The 15,175-nt window shown below is 61.1% G+C and carries 16 protein-coding genes; 9 read left to right on the top strand and 7 right to left on the bottom strand.

Features of this window, described 5'->3' with window-relative positions; translation table 11 throughout:
• Window positions 1-73 precede the first annotated feature (73 nt).
• A complete protein-coding gene (locus D8780_RS03630; RefSeq protein ID WP_121644398.1) occupies window positions 74-769 on the top strand; it encodes a hypothetical protein in 696 nt (231 codons plus the stop codon).
• Window positions 770-860: 91 nt separating this feature from the next.
• On the opposite strand, the gene glyS is transcribed toward D8780_RS03630, so the two are convergent.
• The 6 genes from glyS to D8780_RS03600 form a co-directional block, all read right to left on the bottom strand.
• Window positions 861-3,200, bottom strand: coding sequence for a glycine--tRNA ligase subunit beta (gene glyS, locus D8780_RS03625; RefSeq protein WP_121644397.1), 2,340 nt, complete (start codon window positions 3,198-3,200; stop codon window positions 861-863).
• Between the two features lie 222 nt (window positions 3,201-3,422).
• Entirely contained in the window at window positions 3,423-4,052 is a 630-nt protein-coding gene (locus D8780_RS03620; protein WP_199699549.1) for a VOC family protein, read from the bottom strand.
• Between the two features lie 10 nt (window positions 4,053-4,062).
• Window positions 4,063-4,659 carry a cysteine hydrolase family protein gene (locus D8780_RS03615; RefSeq protein WP_121644396.1) on the bottom strand — a complete coding sequence of 199 codons (597 nt, stop codon included), beginning with the start codon at window positions 4,657-4,659 and terminating at the stop codon, window positions 4,063-4,065.
• An 88-nt stretch (window positions 4,660-4,747) separates the two neighbouring features.
• Window positions 4,748-5,683, bottom strand: coding sequence for a glycine--tRNA ligase subunit alpha (locus tag D8780_RS03610; RefSeq protein ID WP_121644395.1), 936 nt, complete (start codon window positions 5,681-5,683; stop codon window positions 4,748-4,750).
• A gap of 96 nt (window positions 5,684-5,779) precedes the next feature.
• A complete protein-coding gene (locus tag D8780_RS03605; protein WP_281004558.1) occupies window positions 5,780-7,603 on the bottom strand; it encodes a tetratricopeptide repeat protein in 1,824 nt (607 codons plus the stop codon).
• Between the two features lie 100 nt (window positions 7,604-7,703).
• Window positions 7,704-8,690, bottom strand: a complete 987-nt coding sequence (locus D8780_RS03600) for a polyprenyl synthetase family protein (RefSeq protein ID WP_121644393.1) — start codon at window positions 8,688-8,690, stop codon at window positions 7,704-7,706.
• Window positions 8,691-8,842: 152 nt separating this feature from the next.
• Here D8780_RS03600 and D8780_RS03595 point away from each other — a divergent pair, with 152 nt between their 5' ends.
• From D8780_RS03595 to moaB, 6 genes are all read left to right on the top strand, one after another.
• Window positions 8,843-9,067, top strand: coding sequence for a putative signal transducing protein (locus tag D8780_RS03595; protein WP_121644392.1), 225 nt, complete (start codon window positions 8,843-8,845; stop codon window positions 9,065-9,067).
• Window positions 9,057-9,836 (top strand): tRNA1(Val) (adenine(37)-N6)-methyltransferase, encoded by a 780-nt coding sequence (locus D8780_RS03590; RefSeq protein ID WP_121644391.1) that lies wholly within the window; start codon window positions 9,057-9,059, stop codon window positions 9,834-9,836. The genes D8780_RS03595 and D8780_RS03590 overlap by 11 nt, the downstream gene beginning before the upstream one ends.
• A gap of 72 nt (window positions 9,837-9,908) precedes the next feature.
• Window positions 9,909-10,769, top strand: a complete 861-nt coding sequence (locus D8780_RS03585) for a S49 family peptidase (protein WP_121644390.1) — start codon at window positions 9,909-9,911, stop codon at window positions 10,767-10,769.
• Between the two features lie 56 nt (window positions 10,770-10,825).
• Window positions 10,826-11,005 carry a hypothetical protein gene (locus D8780_RS03580; protein WP_121644389.1) on the top strand — a complete coding sequence of 60 codons (180 nt, stop codon included), beginning with the start codon at window positions 10,826-10,828 and terminating at the stop codon, window positions 11,003-11,005.
• A complete protein-coding gene (locus tag D8780_RS03575; RefSeq protein WP_121644388.1) occupies window positions 11,002-11,919 on the top strand; it encodes a 4-(cytidine 5'-diphospho)-2-C-methyl-D-erythritol kinase in 918 nt (305 codons plus the stop codon). The genes D8780_RS03580 and D8780_RS03575 overlap by 4 nt, the downstream gene beginning before the upstream one ends.
• Before the next feature lie 2 nt (window positions 11,920-11,921).
• Window positions 11,922-12,482 (top strand): molybdenum cofactor biosynthesis protein B, encoded by a 561-nt coding sequence (gene moaB, locus D8780_RS03570; RefSeq protein ID WP_121644387.1) that lies wholly within the window; start codon window positions 11,922-11,924, stop codon window positions 12,480-12,482.
• Between the two features lie 12 nt (window positions 12,483-12,494).
• On the opposite strand, the gene D8780_RS03565 is transcribed toward moaB, so the two are convergent.
• Window positions 12,495-13,010, bottom strand: coding sequence for a glycosyltransferase (locus D8780_RS03565; RefSeq protein WP_121644386.1), 516 nt, complete (start codon window positions 13,008-13,010; stop codon window positions 12,495-12,497).
• Between the two features lie 137 nt (window positions 13,011-13,147).
• On the opposite strand from D8780_RS03565, the gene D8780_RS03560 reads away from it, so the two are divergent.
• Together D8780_RS03560 and D8780_RS03555 are read left to right on the top strand one after the other, a co-directional pair.
• Window positions 13,148-14,302 (top strand): PA0069 family radical SAM protein, encoded by a 1,155-nt coding sequence (locus D8780_RS03560; RefSeq protein ID WP_121644385.1) that lies wholly within the window; start codon window positions 13,148-13,150, stop codon window positions 14,300-14,302.
• Window positions 14,303-14,457: 155 nt separating this feature from the next.
• Window positions 14,458-15,159 carry a ribonuclease HII gene (locus D8780_RS03555; RefSeq protein ID WP_121644384.1) on the top strand — a complete coding sequence of 234 codons (702 nt, stop codon included), beginning with the start codon at window positions 14,458-14,460 and terminating at the stop codon, window positions 15,157-15,159.
• Window positions 15,160-15,175: the final 16 nt, after the last annotated feature.

The raw sequence follows: 15,175 nt of genomic DNA, 5'->3' as shown, positions 1-15,175 counted from the left end.
CGCCTGTTAACCCGGTTTGCCAACCTCGATGAAAGGGTGGGCATGGCACAACGGCACCATGAGGAAAAGTGCCATGTTCCATCGCCTTGCCATCGCCACAGTCTCGACCACGGCCCTGTGGGGCGTGACCGTCTCTCATGCGCAGACGGAAAACGGGCCGGGCGGATACGTGTATGAATATCAGTCTCCATCCATCACGCTGGTCAAGCCTGAAGGATGGAAGCCGGCTGAACCGGAGCCGCAACAGCCCGAAACGCTGCGGCCAATCATGCCAAGCGATCTCTACGAAGACCCGGACATGCAGCAGGCCGGCAGCCTGGACGATGTCATCGGTATTCCGTCGGAAAACGCGCTCGGCCCCGTGCTTGCCCAGCAGCGCGCCAAGCAGCGCCGCGCCTTGATGGCCGCTGCGGAAGCAGAGAAAGAAGCCGAGCGGATGGCTCAATCGCCGGAGATGCCCGCTGGTGGTGTCGACGCGCAGACGACTGCCGCCCTGCCGGACGGCGAAACCGAGGATCAGGCCGGGGCTGCCGACGAGGGCGACACGTCCAGCGAAAGCGGGGTCGAGATCATTCGCGGCGACGCTGCGGCAGCCGCGTCCGAAGTGGAAGAGCCTGCAAACTCAAACCGCGAGAACCCGGAGCAAGACCCCGCACCCGAGATCGTCGAAGTGCCGGAAGAAAACGATCCCGCCACAGCCGACAGCGAAGCCGCGGCGGCGGACGGTCCTACGCCACCAGAATTCTCCGATCTGGAGATGCGCCTCTAGACCGATATCACTCTGCAGCGACGATCTGCCCTGGCCTTCCCGTAATGTGCGGCCCGGCTTTCGGTCGAAGGCCCTGCGCCACCACCCGACCTCAGCCGCTGATTTTCGAGAAATCCGCCATCTGGCCAGTCGCATTGCGAATGCGGCTGAGGAGTGCGAGGCGATTGCCGCGCACGGACGCGATCTCCGCATTGACCATCACCGAATCGAAGAACGCGTCAATCGGCTGGCGAAGCTGGGACAAGGCGGTCAAAGCCTTCTCGTAGTCTTCGCTTTCGATTGCCGCTGCCGCCGCTTTTTCTTGTGTTTCCAGCGCCTCGAACAGCGCCCGCTCTTCATCCTGCTCGAAGAGCGACGGATCGACAGCCTGATCGAATGACAGGCCTTCATGCTCTGCCTTGGCGAGGATATTCGTTGCGCGCTTGGTGCCGGCGAGGAGGTTCTGACCTTCCTCGGTGCCAAGGAAATTGCCGAGGGCCTGAACGCGGCGAATGATCAGCAGGAGATCGTCGCTCTCCGGTGTGATGACGGCATCGATCAGATCGTGCCGCGCACCTTGATCACGGAGGTAGACCTTCAGACGGTCGTGGAAGAAGGAGAGGAGGTCGTTTGCGCGTTCGACTTCCCAATCTTGAGGAGCCACATTTAGGTTTTGGTCTTCAAGAACAGAAGTGGCTCGCTGTGAAACAGCGCTCAATTCTCCCAACGTCTCTACAAATTTTGATTGCAAATCGCTGATCGGCAGGGAAACCTTCTCTCGATATGCTGTCTTCAACATCTGTGCCATGATGCGTCGTCCCGCAACCACGAAGCCAGGCCACCAGCTTAGACGAACGTCATTTTCCGCGACAATCCGGATCACGCCCAGCGCCGCTCGTCTAAGCGCGTAAGGATCTTTCGAGCCGGTCGGCTTTTCGTCGATCGCCCAGAAGCCGGTCAGCGTGTCGAGCTTGTCGGCGAGTGCCACGGCAATGGCGACCGGATCGGTCGGCACGGCATCGCTCGGCCCCTGCGGGCGGTAATGATCCTCGATGGCGGTTGCGACACTCTCGTCTTCGCCCTGCAGAAGCGCATAGGTCTTGCCCATCGCGCCCTGCACTTCCGGAAACTCCTGCACCACTTCCGTCTGCAGATCGGCCTTGGAAAGAAGCGCGGCGCGGCGCGCCTTTGCCGGATCGGCGCCGACGATGGGGGCCAGTTCTTCCGCCAGCGCGGCGATGCGGCGAACCCGCTCGCCCTGCGTGCCGAGCTTCGCATGGAAGGTAACGTTCAGATGATCGAGGCGCGCCATGCGCTGGTCGAGCGGCTTTGTCAGATCGAGGTCAAGGCTCTCCGCGCTCTCTTTCAGATCGGCAAGGTCCGGTAAATCCTGCTGATCGGTGCGCCAGAAATAAAGCGCGTCGGCGAGGCGCGCACGCACCACCTTGCCATTGCCGTGCGCGATGTCCTTGCCGCCATCCTTCGCATCGATATTCGAAACGAGGATGAATTTGTTGGAGAGCTTGCCGTCCGGCCCGCGCGTGACGAAGCATTTCTGGTTCGTCTTGATCGTCAGACGGATGACCTCATCGGGGATCTCGAGATATTCGTTCTCGAACTCTCCCATCAGGACGACCGGCCATTCGACGAGGCCGGACACTTCTTCCAGCAGGCCCTCATCCTCGACCAGTTCGAGACCGTTGGCGAACGCCAGGTCCTTGGCGTCGTGCAGGATGATATCCTTCCGCCGCTCGGCGGAAAGAACCACATTGGCCTTTTCGAGCTTGCTCACATAATCGTCGAAACGGCGCACCGTGATTTCGCCGCCCGCATGGAAGCGGTGACCGACGGTCGTGTTGGCGGCGCGGAGCGCGTCGACCTCAAATCCGACGACGACGGGGTCCTCGGTTTCCGGGCCGAAGGTGCAGAGAATCGACTGAAGCGGACGAACCCAGCGCAAGGTCTCGCCGCCACGGCCTTCGATGCTGTTATAGATCGTGCCCTGCGGACCCGAGGCCGGACCCCAGCGCATCGATTTCGGCCAGGGAAACGAGCGGATGATGCCGGGCATCATTTCGGCGATGATCTCATCTGCCGGACGCCCCGGCTTCTCGATGACCGCGACGTAGAAATCACCCTTTTTCGGGTCCGTCTTCACGTCCGCCTGATCGATGCTTGCGAGCCCTGCCCCACGCAAAAATCCTGCAATCGCCTTTTCCGGCGCATCGGTGCGCGGACCTTTGCGCTCCTCGCGCACATCGGCGGAACGGGCCGTCAGGCCGCGAATATCGAGCGCCAGCCGGCGCGGTGTCCAATGCTCCGCCGCGCCTTCATAGGTCAGGCCCGCATCGACCAGCGCGTCGGTGACCATCTTCTTGAGATCACCAGCAGCCTTGCGCTGCATGCGTGCGGGAATCTCTTCGGAGCGAAGTTCGAGAAGAAGGTCAGGCATGAGCGTACTCCATCAGCCCGCATGCTGATCCTTGCTTGTCGGTCCTCGTCGCCAGGCGTCTCCGGGCCTCCGGCGTGGCGAGCATCTCTTCGGAGCGGAGTTCGAGAAGAAGGTCAGGCATGGATAGGATCGATCACTGAGATTGAATTGGCTGCCTTGCACCATGCCGCCCGTGCAAATGCAAGTCATCTGTGGCTATGCCGGTGTCTCCTGAGCCAGCTCTCAGGAAACGAGACGCAGACCGCTTGGTGTCTCGATGGCGGCTTCCAGACTGATCGTGACGCCTTCGCGAAAGACGATCCGTTCATCCTGAAAATGCGGCTTCAGAAGCGTTTCGACATATCCCGCGAGAGGGTGAGTGACGACAAGCTGCGACAGGCGGCAGCCACGGTCGGCCATCGCGGCACCCGGAACCTTGCCGTCCGGCCACTGGATGATGGTCGGAAAGGCGCCCTCGAACGGCATCGAGCCGTCGTCCGGGACCGTGATCTGCCAGGTCAGCGCGCCGCGACTAACCGTCATCGGCGCGCCGATCGAACGCGGCAGGACGGCGCAAGCCGCCTCGATATCGTTTGTGCTCAAGATCCAGGTCGCAAGGCGCGGCGGACGGTCGCCATTGCGATCAATCGCATACCAGCGCGGCTGCTGAGGGGCCGGCGTAGAAGGATCGGCGGCGATGACTTCCAGAAACTCGGTCTCGCCGAGCCGCATGAGATGATTGTGCGTACTCATTTTGGGATGAGCGCCGCCGGCCGGAATATCGACGCCAAGCCGCTCTCGAACGAAATCGACGCCCGATGCGAGATCGGCCGCTGCGATTGCGAGATGATCGAGTTGGAAGTTCAGTGTCACGGTTGCGAAATCAGCAGAAATCCGCCGTCGGGGCAATGGCGGCGAAACGATCCGAAAGAGCTGCCAGTTCTGCCTCGTGGAGCATCTTCGCCGCAACAATCCCGCCATGAGGCGACGGAAGATCGCGCGTCGCGCACGCATCAGAAACGATGGTGGAGCGATAGCCGTGATCCAGCGCGGACCGGGCGGTTGCCGAAACGCACATATGGGTCATGAACCCGCAAAGGATCAGTTCCTTCCGGCCCGTCGCCTCCAGCCGCTCCGCAAGTTCGGTTCCGGCAAAACTGTTCGGAAGCGATTTTTCGACGACGGCCTCGCCCTCTGCCGGTGCGGCCTTCTCGTGGATATCGAAAGAATCCGTCGCGGGATCGAAAAGGCCACCGGCTCCGCCACGGTGCTGGATATGGATGATCGGCGTACCGGCCTTCCTCGCTGATTCCAGCAATGCCGCGACCCGTTCGATGGCCTGCTCCACCCCGGCAAGAGGCAGCTTGCCCGTCACATATTCGTTCTGAACATCGATAGAAATCAACACCGCTGCATCCAGCTTGGCCGGGGGCCAGACCGCGTTCACATGCTGTAGCAGCGTCTTCGGGGTATCGTTCATGAGTGCTCCCTTCTCTCGGCGTCGACTGTGGCGCTTAAAAAGAACAAGCTCCAGCAGATTGCTGTCTCAGAAACACGAATGGAGGGCGTTAGGCCGGCATATTGGCGCCGCCCGCTTCCGTTTTGAGAAAGGCTTCGCCGCACTGGCGGGCGAGGTTGCGGACACGCAGAATATAGCTCTGCCGATCGGTGACGGAGATCACGCCCCGTGCATCCAGCAGGTTGAAGACGTGACTGGCCTTGATGCACTGGTCATAGGCCGGCAGGACGCAGCGATGCAGACCGCCCTCGCCTTCCGGGCTTCCCGCCGCGAGAATTGCCGCGCATTCGGCTTCCGCATCCTCAAAATGCCGGCGCAGCACATCGGTATTGGCGATCTCGAAATTGTAGCGTGAATATTCCTGCTCAGCCTGCAGGAAGACGTCGCCGTAGGTGACCTTGTCGTCGCCTTCGCCGCCGTTGAAGTTGAGATCGTAGACGTTGTCGACATTCTGGACATACATGGCAATGCGCTCGAGGCCATAGGTCAGTTCGCCCGCAACCGGCGCGCATTCGATCCCACAGACCTGCTGGAAATAGGTGAACTGGCTGACTTCCATACCGTCGCACCAGCATTCCCAGCCCAGGCCCCATGCACCGAGCGTCGGGCTTTCCCAGTCATCTTCCACGAAACGGATATCGTGCAGCAGCGGGTCGATGCCGATCGCCTCCAGACTGCCGAGATAAAGCTCCTGCAAATTGGTCGGATTGGGCTTCAGGATCACCTGATACTGATAATAATGCTGAAGGCGGTTCGGGTTCTCGCCATAGCGGCCATCCTTCGGACGGCGGGAGGGCTGCACATAGGCCGCTTTCCAGCGCTTCGGACCAAGCGCGCGCAATGTGGTCGCCGGATGGAACGTCCCGGCCCCGACCTCCATGTCGTAGGGCTGCAAAATCGCGCAGCCCTGCTTAGCCCAATAGTCGTGCAGCGTAAGGATAAGCCCCTGAAAGGAGCGCGTCGGATCGAGATGTGATGCAGTCACGAGAAGTCCGTCAGCCTGTCTGGAAATCGACGCGGACCCTAGTGGCGGTCCCCCCCGTAATCAAGCGCCGCGCACCGAAAGCCGCAGTGCAAAGCACTAATTGGCGGCTGCTTCTGGTTCTGCCGTAGCTTCCGAGGCGTCCGCCTTCTGCGATGGAGCTTCATCCGGCAGACCGTCGGCCTGCTTTTCCTGAATGGCGGCGCGCAGTTTTTCGTCCGGTTTTTCCATCGCCTCGACCGCGGCGAGGGCGGCATTCCACTGATAGTGGGCTTCGAGTTTGCGGCCGACCTGCCAATAGGCATCACCGAGGTGATCGTTGACCGTCGGATCTTCGGGGATCAGTGCGATGGCTCGCTCCAATTCGCGAACGGCATCCTCATACCGGCCGAGACGGTAATAGGCCCACCCCAGCGAATCGACAATGAAGCCTGCATCCGGCCGCGCATCGACCGCCTTGCGGATCAGATTCAGCCCTTCGTCCAGCTTTTCATTGCGATCGACCAGGGAATAGCCGAGATAGTTGAGAACTTCGGGGCGATCCGGCTCCAACTGGAGGGCACGGCGAAAGTCCGGCTCGGCCTTGTCCCATTCCTTCAACCGCTCATAGGCCATGCCCCGGCGATAATAGAAATTCCAGTCCGCTTCCTCTCCGCTCTCCTGAAGAGCGTTGATCGCCTGATCATAGAGTCCGGCGGCCTCCGCGAACTGCTCGGTGCGTGCATAGATATCGCCCAAGGCAAGATAGGCGCGTGGCTCGGACGGGTCGCGCTCGATCGCGTCTTTCAGGGATTTTTCGGCAGAGTCGTAATCCTCGGCGTCGGCAAGCGCCAAACCGGATTGCAGATCGGCAATGCGGCGAAGCGGCGACGAGTTGGGGACCTGATCGTAATATTCGATTGCGCGGCGGGGGAAGTCGAGGCGCTCTTCCGTCAAGCCAAGCTGGACCAGAATCGTGCCGTTCTGCGGTGCGAGCGCGCGCGCCAGTTGCAGGTAGATCCGGGTCAATGCTTCGCTACCCGGACGGTTGAGAACCATGCCGAGATCGTAAAGATAAATACCCGCGCCCTCGCGGACGGATTTCACGAACCGTTCAGGGCGCTTTCCTGCGGAGAGTTTCTTGCGCAGCTCTGCAAATTCGATGAACTGCGGCGCCACTGCCTCGCCGCTCGAAATCACCGAACGGGCAAAGTCCTTGCGGCCATCGCGGATCAGCCAGCTGGCGTAGGACGCGACACCCTGAACCCAGATATCAGGGGCGCCAGCGGCGGCCTGATCGTCATCGAGCAGAGACCGATACAGATCATCGGCTTCCGGACGGTTATGAAGATCGGCGATCAGGGCCGCGTGAAGCGTTGTAAACGGATCGTACCAGGGCTGGGCGTCGAGCGCCTCCAAACCGGAGAGTGCCCCATCGACATCTCCATTGCCGGCCTTGGCCCACGCACCGAGAACGCCTTGCGTGAGGCGCTCCAGATCATCTCCATCGGCATGACCGTCCAGAATGGACGAGACACGCTTGAAGTTCTTGCCGCGCATGGCCTCGACGCCGAGCGTCAGCCGCGCGAAACGCTCCGCTTCCGGAACCGCCTTCAGGCGTTCGGCTTCGGCGATCGCCTCGTCGAACTTGCCGCGCGCCAGAAGCATCATCATCAGATTGACACGCAGTTTCGTCTCGCCGGGATCGAAACTGAGCGCCTTGCGCAGATAATCGATGGACCTGTCGAGATCTCCCTCTTCAGAGGCGATCTGGGCAGCCAGAAAGGCGCCTGCCTGAGAGCGGACTTCCACACGCTGGTCGTCGCCCTTGCCTGTCGCCGCCGCCAGAACATGCGTCTGATCGGCCATCGCCCATCCCATTCCAACGAGTGCAGAGAGTAGCAAGGGGAAGGCTTTGCGGCGAAGGCTGTGCCAAGATGTCATCGATTGTCCCATCTTCCAAATCAACCCGGCCATTCCTGCGCGGCAAGCATGGCCATTTTACGGTAGAGAGCACAGCGCCCGACGCCGGGTCGTACGTCTCTCAGACCACCCGGCCGATGCAAAACGAGATGACCTCGTCCAGCGCATCGCGCCACTGACCTGCGGGCAATTCCGAGAGCGCGGTCCGGGCTTTATCGCCGTACAGGCGCGCTTCCTCGACGGTCTTTTCGACAGCCGAGGTCCGCTCGAGTCGTTCGATGGCGGAGGCGAGTGCCGCTTCATCGTTCTGTCCCTGCTCGATCGCGGCTCGCCAGAACGCCCTGTCTTCGTCATTGCCGCCCTGGTAGGCCAAAATCACGGGTAGCGTGACCTTGCCTTCACGAAAATCGTCGCCGACATTCTTTCCGAGTGTGGCAGCCGATCCGCCGTAATCGAGGGCATCGTCGACGAGTTGGAACGCCATGCCGAGAGCGTCGCCATATTGGCGAAAGGCCAGACGCTCGCGTTCGTTCGCACCAGCGATGATCGGCCCCACCTCGGCCGCCGAAGAGAACAGCGCCGCCGTCTTTGCACGGATGACAGCCTCATAATCGCGCTTGGTTGTTTCCATCGAGCGTGCTGCCGAGAGCTGCCAGACCTCGCCTTCCGCAATTACGGAAGCCGCGGTTGAGAGAACGTCCAGAGCGGCGAGCGAGCCCACGTCGACCATCAGCCGGAACGCCTGCCCCAGAAGGAAATCACCCACCAGAACCGACGCCTGATTGCCCCAGATGCGACGGGCTGTGGCGCGCGAACGGCGCATATCGCTTTCGTCGACCACATCGTCATGCAGCAATGTGGCAGTGTGCATGAACTCCACAGCCGTCGCCAGCTTGACGTGGTCATCGCCCCGGTAGCCAAAGATCGACGCACTCGCGATGGTCAGCATCGGGCGGAGCCGCTTGCCGCCAGCCGTGACGAGATAGTTCGAAATTTCCGGGATCAGTTCAACGTCCGAGCCTGCCTTCGACAGGATCAGTTCGTTCACCTCGTTCATCGCGTCGGCGGTCAACTTCAGAAGCGGCTCGACCGAGCCAGCGACCGTCATCTCGACGTCCGGCGCCTTTTCATTACTCACCTGTCACCCCAATTGGATCGACCAAGACCAGTTCGGCATGTTCCTTATCCAGCGACCATGCCAAGCGCAAGGATGGCGAAGCGCTCTTGCCCGCAACAGACGCGTCTGCGAAAGGTTGATCTATGGATATTCTGTACCGATCGAACAATGCCGTCGAACTCTCCTATGTCGAAGCGCTGCTTCGCGATGCGGGGATACGGTATATGGTCGCAGATCAGAACATGTCGGTGATGGAGGGATCGCTCGGGATCCTGCCTCGCCGGGTCCTCATCGAGCCTGACGACATGGATCGCGCGAGACGTCTTCTGGCCGATGCGAATATCGAGCTTGGGATCGATGACGACTGACGAGCCGGGCGATTCGACGCTCGACGCTTTCCATCGCGGCCGATTTTATCTCGTCCAACCCAAGGGGCGAGGCCATCGCGCCGGTCTCGACGCCATGCTTCTGGCAAGCGCCCTTCCGCTCCATTTTACAGGCACGCTCATCGATCTGGGCGCCGGGAGCGGTGCTGCGGGCCTCGCCGTTCTGGCGCGATGTCCGCAGGCGCGGGCCATGCTGGTGGAGAATGCTCCCGTCATGGTCGAATATGCACAGCGAACGCTCGCTCTACCCCAAAACGAGAACGTCGCCGATCGAGCTACCCTCGTCACAGCCGATGCAGGCGCAAAAGGAGAGCAACGTCGGCAAATGGGCCTCGCCGACAGTTCCGCCGATGCAATCATCCTCAATCCGCCTTTCAACGACCCGTCGGACCGGCGCACAGCGGATCCCCTCCGCCATGACGCACATGTCATGACACCCGACCTTCTGGAACAATGGACGCGAACGGCAGCCGCCACGGCACGGGCCGGCGCCTGGTGCGCGCTGATCTGTCGGCCACGTCATCTCAAGCAGGCGCTCCAAGCGATGGAAGGCCGGTTTGGCGGTCTGGTTCTTCGCTTTATTCAGCCGCGCGCCAATACGCCGGCCATTCGCCTGGTGCTAAGGGGACAGAGAAATGCACGTGCACCCCTCAGCGTCTTTCCTCCTCTCATTCTTCACGGTGAGGGAAACACCTTCACCGAAGAAGCCGACGCCCTCATCAATGGCGAGGCCGGGCTCTTCTCGCTTTAGGTAATCTGCCGCTTTGCGAACACTCTCAGCCGCTCCTACATGAGAGCGTAGATTGAACCGACGGAGAACCACTTGGCCAATATTCTGAAATCGCTTGTCCCTGCCCGTTTCCGCTCCGACAAGACGGTGATTCCAGTCGTTCGCCTCCAAGGCGCGATTTCAGCAGCCTCCGGCTCTCCCCTTCGCCAGGGCCTGTCATTCGCGTCCGCCGCGCCGCTGCTGCAAAAAGCCTTCTCGATCAAAGGCGCGCCGGCGGTCGCCATCGCCGTCAATTCTCCCGGTGGCTCTCCCGTTCAATCCCGTCAGATCTATCTGCGCATCCGGGCTCTTGCAGAAGAAAAGAAAAAGACGGTCCTCGTCTTCTGCGAGGATGCGGCGGCGTCGGGCGGCTACATGATCGCCATTGCCGGAGACGAGATTTATGCGGACCCAAGCTCGATCGTCGGATCGATCGGCGTTCTCTATGCCGGGTTCGGCTTCACGGAAGCCATCGAGAAGCTGGGCATTGAAAGACGAGTCTACACCGCCGGCGAGAACAAGGTGACCCTCGATCCCTTCCGACCCGCCAAGGAAGACGATATCGAACGCATCAAGGCTCTTCAGGCCGAGATCCACGAAGTCTTCAAGGAGATGGTCAAAGAGCGCCGCAGCACGAAGCTTTCGGATGATCCCGAGCTCTTTACCGGGGCCTTCTGGACCGGACAGGGCGCACTGACGCGCGGTCTCGTGGATGGTCTCGGCGACGTCCGGTCCGTCTTACGCGAAAAGTATGGTGACTCGGTCAAACTGAAGCCGATCACCCCATCTGGTGGGCTTTTCGGACGCCGTATCTCGCCATTCCGCAACGATTTCTCGCAGGCCGGCTCGGCTTTGGCGAACGGCCTCTTCGAGACAGCTCAGGAGCGTCTTCTCTGGCAGCGATTCGGCCTTTAATTTTTGCCACGATCCGGCCATAAGATAGCGGGTACCGAACATGGCGGGAGACGAGCATGCCGCAACTGATCATTGCCGCTCTGGCGGGCGTCGCCGCGGCCGCTGCCTACAGGATGTATCAGAACGAAAGCGACCGGGTCGGACGCACGCTTCGCGATACGGAAGACAAGACGGACGAGTCACGTGGCACGCTGGTTCGCGATCCCGAAACCGGTGAGTACCGCCTGAAACAGTGACACCCTTCCAGAATGCTGAGCCGCCCCGCGGCTCCGCAAGCATCCTTGCGCCTGCGAAAATCAACCTTGCTCTGCATGTGACAGGCCGTCGCGACGATGGCTTTCACATGCTCGAAACGCTTGCTGTCTTTGCGTCCGCCGGTGACCGGCTGACAATTGTTCCCGCCGCTTCGGACAGCTACGAGGTTGTTGGGCCCGGCAGGGACCCACTGCCGGCGCGGAACGACAATCTGGAACCGCGCGCGCGAGACCTCCTGCGAAGCCATTTCGGTGATGATGCCTGCCCGCCGGTCGCAATCCGGCTGGAGAAGCACCTTCCCGTTGCCGCCGGCCTCGGTGGTGGGTCCGCGGATGCCGCCGCAACGCTTCTTGCCCTGAGCGAACTATGGGACCTTCCGCTTGATGCGGACAACGGCGGCTTGGCCAAATTCGCGCTTTCGCTCGGCGCAGACATTCCGATGTGTCTTCAATCGCGTACGGTTATCGCTGCCGGCATCGGCGAGAGACTGACACCCGTGGAAGGCTGGCCCTCTCTGGCGATCGTTCTCGTCAATTCCGGAGAAAAAGTTTCGACGGCCGACGTTTTCGGAAAAATGGAAAAGCCGGACAATCCCCCTCTTCCACCCCTGCCCGCGATAACTGGGTACGACCAGGTCATCGGCTGGCTCTCCCGCACGCGCAACGATCTGGAGGCGGCTGCGATAGCGGTGGCTCCGTCCATCTCTGACACGCTAGCCGAACTCGAAAGTCAGGCACCGCTTTTCGCGCGGATGACAGGCTCCGGGGCAACTTGCTTTGCGATTTTTCCTTCACTCGCCGTAGCGGAAGACGCAGCCGACGCCATTCGCCATCGCCAGCCTCACTGGTATGTCGAGGCAACACAAACCATTGAGGGCCGAGGAGCCATCACATGACAATGAGCCGCATCGACGACAGGCGCCCCTTCATTCCGGTGGGCTTTGGCATCGTCACTGTTTCCGACACCCGGACGCTCGGTAATGACCGGTCCGGAGACCTGCTGGCCGAACGGATCGCCACGGCCGGCCATACCCAACACGCGCGCGAGATCGTGCGCGACGAGGTTTCCGACATTCAGCGGATTGCCGGCGAGTGGTCGTTGCGCGACGAAATCGATGCGATCATCTTCACGGGCGGCACCGGCTTTACCGGCCGCGATATCACCCCCGATGCGCTCGAGCCGCTTTATGACAAGGCGATGGATGGCTTCTCGGCGATCTTTCATCGCATTTCCTACGAGAAGATCGGCACTTCGACCATCCAGTCCCGCGCCAGCGCAGGGCTGATCAATCAGACCTTTGTCTTTTCGATTCCCGGCTCCACGGGCGCCTGCAAGGACGCCTGGGACGGCATTTTGCAAGCGCAGTTCGACTACCGGCACATGCCATGCAATTTCGTGGAGATCATGCCGCGCCTCGACGAACATCTAAAGCGCGAGGGCGGGCGAAAGAGCGTCTGATAAAGGCAATCCCTATCTTTTGGACGTGTTCCGCCCGGCGGGATGCAAATCCACATCGAGACGCCGACTCGCCAGGCCGCGTCCGATGCTCTCCAGCGGCTGATGCGGCTTGCACAGGGCCAATGCCTGCCTTTTGGTAATGAGCAATCCGGCATAGAGCGGGCTTTGCCGGCGCACACGGCTCAGAAAGGGTGGTCGGGATATCTTTGAAAGCCGGAAGCGCGCCGCTTTCACATTCGCCGCCATATGCTCGCCGACGCTTTCACGCCATTCGCCTGCGGGCCGACTACCGGGCTCCAGCAGCAGGAGCCACTCCGCCTTGGCCCTACGCACCGCGGAAAGGGCATCGCAGCCGCTCAGAAAGGTGCAACCCGTCATCTCCGCGACCTTGCGAGTGTGATCACTTGAGCCGGTATCGCAGACGATCACTTCGCGGACGGTGCCGTCGACGGCCGCCGAGATCAGCGAGCCGAGCGTACGTGCTAGCGCTTCTTCGTCATTATGGGTCTGGATCAATACACTGAGCATCCCTTCCTCTACCGCAGGGTCAGAGAAGTGCAAGCCCACCAGCAGCATCCAAAGCCTGGAACCTTTTTGTTCTTGATATGTTCTATTTCTCTGATAGCTTACGTCTAGAAGAACGTTAAGCGAACGGAGATTCGCCTATGGAGCCCATTTCACAAGCGGACCGCGGCGCGTTCAGTGCGGGCCGTAGCGCCTTGGCCAATGCCATCATCGATGGATCTGGTCTTCGCATCGACCATTCCAGGCGACGCGGAAGAGGCGCCGGCATCAATACGTCCGGCCGTTTCGAGCCTGTAAGCCGTGAAGGCTTCGACGATGGCTGGCAGACGATGGAGGACCTGCCGCCCTTCAGGACGGAAGTGCAGGTCGAGCGACCGCGCAAGGTCATCACGCGAAACGATTCGCCCGATATTTCCTTTGACCGCTCCATCAACCCCTACAGGGGTTGCGAGCATGGCTGCGTCTACTGTTTCGCGCGGCCCAGTCACGCCTATATGGGTCTGTCGCCTGGGCTGGAGTTCGAAAGCCGGCTCTTCGCCAAGCCCGACGCGCCGCGCCTGCTGGCTGCCGAGCTTGCGAACAAGAATTATGAGCCGAGAACCATAGCGATCGGCACCAATACCGATCCCTATCAGCCCGTCGAGAAAGAATGGCGGATCATGCGCCATATTCTGGAAGTTCTCGAAGCGGCCAATCATCCGGTCGGCATCGTGACCAAAAGTGCTCTCGTTATGCGCGATATCGATATTCTGTCTCGCATGGCCGAGAAGGGGCTGGCCAAGGTGGCAATATCGGTCACGACATTGGATCGCCGGACAGCGCGTTCGATGGAGCCGCGCACATCCACACCAAGCAGACGACTCGAAGCGATTCGCGCCCTCTCCTCCGCCGGCATTCCGACATCGGTGATGGTGGCTCCGGTCGTGCCCGGCCTGACCGATCATGAGATCGAGCGTATTCTCGATTCCGCTTCGGCAGCTGGAGCGACCGAAGCGGGTTACATCATCCTCAGGCTTCCACTCGAGGTCGCGCCCATCGTCAAGGACTGGCTGCTGCGCGAGCACCCCGACCGCTATCGGCATGTGCTGTCGCTGGTCCGTTCGATGCGAGGTGGCCGCGATTACGATGCCGAATGGGGCAAGCGCATGAAGGGCTCCGGGCCGTATGCCTGGCAGATCGGCCGTCGTTTCGAGATCGCGGCAAAGCGTCTCGGACTGAATCAGGAAAAAAAGGTTCTGCGGACGGACCTGTTTCAGCCGCCTCGGGCGGAGAATGAACAGCTCATGCTGCTCTAGACAATCCTGAGATCGGGGTACGCGCGGCACCCTCACCGTGCGTACCCCTTCCCAAGGGCGGTTTTATTCATGGCCGCCTTTGGAAGCCGGGTCCCGCCATGCGTCCTTCGGCGGGGCTTGAAGAGAATCGGGAGCGGTGCGATGGTCGCCCGCCTATGCCTCGTCCGCGTCCCGATTCTCGAACGGCTGCCCTTCCGCTGGATATGCCGCCTGCCGCGCCTGATTTCAGGACGGAGCGCGCGTGCTATCGCGGCGGTGCGCGCCTCGTTTCAGGGGTGGATGAGGCCGGGCGTGGCCCTCTTGCGGGTCCGGTTGTTGCAGCCTCTGTCATTCTCGATCCGAGGCGCCTGCCGAAAGGTCTCAATGATTCCAAGCGCCTCAGCGCTGCGCGCCGCGAAGAGCTCTACACGCTGATCATGAAGAAGGCCGTTTCGGTCTCGGTCTGCGCGGTCGGTGCGGAGACCATCGATCGGATCAATATTCTGCAGGCCAGCCTGCTGGCCATGCGCCGTGCAATATGCGGCCATATCGATCCGCCCTGCATTGCTCTGATCGATGGCGACAAGCACCCGGCGGGGGCGCCCTGCGAAACGCGCATCATGATCAAGGGAGACCAACGAAGTCTCTCCATCGCAGCCGCGTCGATTGTGGCGAAGGTGACGCGTGATCACATGCTGGCGCGCTGTTGCGAGCAGCATCCGACCTATGGATTTTCAGCGCATGCGGGTTACGGAACACGCGTTCATCGCTCGGCGATCACGGCCCATGGGCCTGTGCCTCGCCTGCACCGCCTCAGCTTCGGCATGCTGCGGCTGCCACCACCGGAAGCACCGAAGAAAGATGAGTTCCACATCTGAGCGCGCATAAAAAAAG

Source organism: Notoacmeibacter ruber (assembly GCF_003668555.1).
GTDB lineage: Bacteria > Pseudomonadota > Alphaproteobacteria > Rhizobiales > Rhizobiaceae > Notoacmeibacter > Notoacmeibacter ruber.
Note: the sequence above shows the minus strand (reverse complement) of the source record. Positions and strands in the feature narration are given on the sequence as shown.